The 2,140-nt window shown below is 54.3% G+C and carries 1 protein-coding gene and 1 pseudogene; both read left to right on the forward strand.

The features are described from left to right. Window positions 1–168: pseudogene (locus tag Q0F21_RS07415) on the forward strand (V-type ATP synthase subunit D); the annotation flags it as partial. 8 nt (window positions 169–176) lie between these two features. After that, complete coding sequence (locus Q0F21_RS07420; RefSeq protein ID WP_297238742.1) at window positions 177–2,021, forward strand: V-type ATPase 116kDa subunit family protein; 1,845 nt, start codon at window positions 177–179, stop codon at window positions 2,019–2,021. Window positions 2,022–2,140: the final 119 nt, after the last annotated feature.

Below are 2,140 nucleotides of genomic sequence, written 5' to 3' on the forward strand. Positions count from 1 at the left end.
CAGATCCCCGGTCTCAAGGAGGCGATCCTGAAGATCAAGCGCTATCTCGAGGACGAAGAATCGCTCTCCAAGGCGTCTCAGAAGATCATGCGCGCTCATCTCGATGAGGAGAAGGAGAAGCGCCGTAACGCCATGGAGGCAGAATCAGAAAAGGAAGCAATAGTATGATAGAGACGATGAATAAGTACTCGTTCCTGGTCTTTGAGCCGGAGTACGAGACGTTCCTACAGAAATTGCGCTCCTTAGGCGTGATCCATGTCCGACAGAATAAGGACCCCAATGAGCTCGACCGCATCAGAGAGGTCAAGGCTCGACAGGACGAGTTGGCCGATCTGCGTAAGAGCCTCGGCTTCCTCAAGGATCAGCATCCCTTACAGAAGGATCAGACCCCTGAGGATATCCGTCACATAGACTTCCCCCAGGATACCCTGACGGACTACGACACATATCGGAGCCAGATCAGTGACCTTGACTCTCGTATCAAGGAAATGTCGAGGATCCTCTCTGACCTAAAGTCCCAGGAGCATGAGCTCTCCTACTGGGGCGACTTTGATCCGACTCTGATCTCTAAGCTGAGGGCTAAGGGGGTCCATATGACCTTCTGGACCGTCCTCTCTCAGAGGTACAATAAGGAGTGGGAGGAGCTCTACCACGCACAGATTATCCAGACTGCCGGTCGCTCCACCTACTTCGTCACCATCACCTCTGAGGACGAGCCGGAGCCTGAGCTCGAGTTTGCCGAGCAGGTCCGTCTACCCGACCGATCCATTAGCTCGCTGAGGGTTGAGAGACAGAGTCTAGAGGAGGATCTGAAGCTCCTGACGGACTCCAAGCTCTACCTCGCTCACCACGATCAGATACTGGATCAGCAGGAGGCTCGCCTCGCCGATACCTACCAGATGGACAATGCCTACTACCAGGCTGATCGTCTCTACGATGATCGTCTGATGGTGCTGGAGGGCTATGTCCCCGCCAAGCAGGATGCCGCCATGCAGGCAGCGCTCTCAGAGGAGGGGATCGCCTACGTCCAGGAGGAAATTGTCCATGGGGAGGATGTGCCCATCAAACTCTCCAATAGTCGCTTCGGCAGGGCCTTTGAGCCTCTGGTAAAGATGTTCTCGCTCCCTAATTACTGGGAGTTTGACCCGACACCCTTCATCGCACCCTTCTTCATGCTCTTCTTCGGCATGTGCTCGGGAGATGCAGGGTACGGGCTGGTGGTGCTGATCCTTGCGACGATCTTTAAGCGCAAGGTGGGTGAGAGTGCCAAGATGTACTTGGAGCTCTTCCAATGGCTCGGCGGAGCCAGTGTGGTGATGGGATTCCTTGCCGGTACCTTCTTTGGTATCTCACTCGTTGAGGTTCCCTTCCTCAGTTCGATCAAGGACTTCTTCCTTTCGTCGGATAACCTTATGGTGATCTCCCTGGCGCTAGGACTCGTCCAGATCCTATTTGCAAAGTATGTGGCTGCCTTCAAGGTGAGACACCAGAGCGGCACCCGCGCCTCGCTCGCCAGCTTCGCCTGGCCGACTATGGTGATCTTCATCGGACTTGTGGTCGGCTTACCTGCTCTCAATATTCAGTTACCGCAGTGGGTTGAGTACACCCTCTGGGGCGTTGTGGGGCTCTGTGTCTTCGCAGTCTTCTTCCTCAACTCTCCTGGCAAGAACGTCTTTGTCAATCTTGGCAAAGGGCTGTGGGACACATACAACACCGCATCGGGGCTTCTCGGAGATACCCTCTCCTATATCCGCCTCTTCGCCATCGGTCTGACGGGCGGTATCCTCGGTGGGGTCTTCAACACCCTCACTGAGACCGTCACCGCCTCTATGCCCATCTGGGCAGCGATCCCGGTAGGACTGCTGATCCTCGCCTTTGGTCACGGACTCAATTTCTGCCTAACGATGATCAGCTCGCTTGTCCATCCGGTTCGACTGACCTATGTGGAGTACTTCAATAACTCCGAGTACGAGGGCGGGGGCACACCTTACTCTCCGATCGAGGAGAAGGTCTCCAAGTGATATATTATTCCTGACAAAACAATAACAAACTCAATAAGTAAATCAATTTATGTCTACTACACTTCTAATGGCCTACCTGGGTATCGCACTGATGGTCGGTCTCGCCGGTATCGGTAGCT

This window comes from uncultured Porphyromonas sp. (assembly GCF_934359325.1).
Classification (GTDB): Bacteria; Bacteroidota; Bacteroidia; order Bacteroidales; family Porphyromonadaceae; genus Porphyromonas_A.

What these genes read in the sequence shown, in the direction of transcription:
- Q0F21_RS07420 (WP_297238742.1), top strand. Translation starts at nt 177, where the DNA reads ATGAATAAGTACTCGTTCCTGGTCTTTGAGCCGGAGTACGAGACGTTC.